The organism is Curtobacterium sp. MCBA15_013 (genome assembly GCF_001865095.1).
Taxonomy (GTDB): Bacteria; Actinomycetota; Actinomycetes; order Actinomycetales; family Microbacteriaceae; genus Curtobacterium.
In genome coordinates this window covers 23,649-24,878 of the sequence record NZ_MJGQ01000003.1, presented here as the reverse complement: position 1 = coordinate 24,878, position 1,230 = coordinate 23,649, and the positions used below count along the sequence as shown (strand labels likewise).

Annotated in this window: 2 protein-coding genes; both read right to left on the bottom strand. The window is 71.1% G+C overall.

Annotated elements, in window-relative coordinates:
• Positions 1 to 258, bottom strand: a 258-nt coding sequence (locus BIV01_RS02060) for an oxidoreductase (protein WP_441294367.1), incomplete at its 3' end; no start/stop codon positions are given.
• Positions 258 to 1,230: NtaA/DmoA family FMN-dependent monooxygenase (locus tag BIV01_RS02055; protein ID WP_071301775.1), on the bottom strand; the 973-nt coding region annotated here is incomplete at its 5' end. The genes BIV01_RS02055 and BIV01_RS02060, both read right to left, overlap by 1 nt.

Below are 1,230 nucleotides of genomic sequence, written 5' to 3'. Positions count from 1 at the left end.
GGCGTCGCGCTGCGCGTCGTCCCAGAGCCCGAGGTCGTACGGCGTGACCCGGCCCTCCGGGGTGACGGCGGTGCACTCCGCGACGATCGCTCCGGCGCCGCCGAGCGCGAGCCCGCCGAGGTGCACGTGGTGGAACGGGGTGGGCATGCCGTCCCGGGCCTCCACCGTGAACATCGTCAGCGCGGGCACCCAGAGCCGGTTGCGGAACCGGGTGCCGCGCAGCTCGATCGCCTCGAACAGCGCCGGGGCGCCCGGCATCAGAACGCCCGCAGGTTCTCGCGGAGCGTCGTGCCGGTGTACTCGTCGCGGATGAGCCCCCGGCGGCGCAGGGCCGGGGAGAGGCCGTCGGCCACCATCGCCATGTTGAGGCGGGTCGTCGGCATGTAGACGAGGAAGCCGTCGCCGCCGACGTGCTCCATGAACTCGCCCATCTTCGCCGCGACGGTGTCCGGCGAGCCGACGAACCCGAGGTCGTTCACCTGGTGCGACGAGGCGACGACCTCGCGCAGCGTGCGGCCCTGCTGGCCCTCGAAGAGCTTCTCGATCGAGGTGTACTCGCCGTTCTGCTTCGAGATGTCGATGTCCTCGACCCGGGTGTCCGGGTCGATCGCCCCGAAGTCGATGCGACCACCGGACGTGTACGACATGTTCCAGAGGTTGTACTCGATCGCCTTGTCCGACGACATCGCGAGCCGGGCGGCCTCCGACGCGGCCTGCGCCTCGGCGTCGGTGGCGGCGATGGTCGGCGTGACGATGAACAGGAACTTCACGTCGTCCGGGTTCCGGCCGGCGGCGGCGACCCGGGCGCGCATGTCGTCGCGGTACGCCTTCGCGCTCTCGGGCGTCTTCGACAGGGCGATCATCGTGTCGTCGTGGAGCGCGGCGAGCTGCCGGCCCATCTCCGATCCACCGGCCGAGCAGATCGGGACGACGCCCTGCGGCCCCGGGATCGTGTTGAGCGGCCCGCGCGACCGGAAGAACTCGCCGCGGTGGTCGATCGGATGCACCTTCGTGTGGTCGGCGTAGACGCCCGCGACCGGGTCGGCGACCACGGCCCCCGGTTCCCAGGACCCCTGCAGGGCCTTGACGACGTCGGCCCACTCGATCGCCATCCGGTAGCGCTCGTCGTGGTCGAGGTGCTGCTCGTAGCCGTAGTTCTGGGCGACGCGGTCGGTGACGCTCGTCACGACGTTCATGCCGATGCGCCCCTCGGTGAGGTGGTCGAGCGTC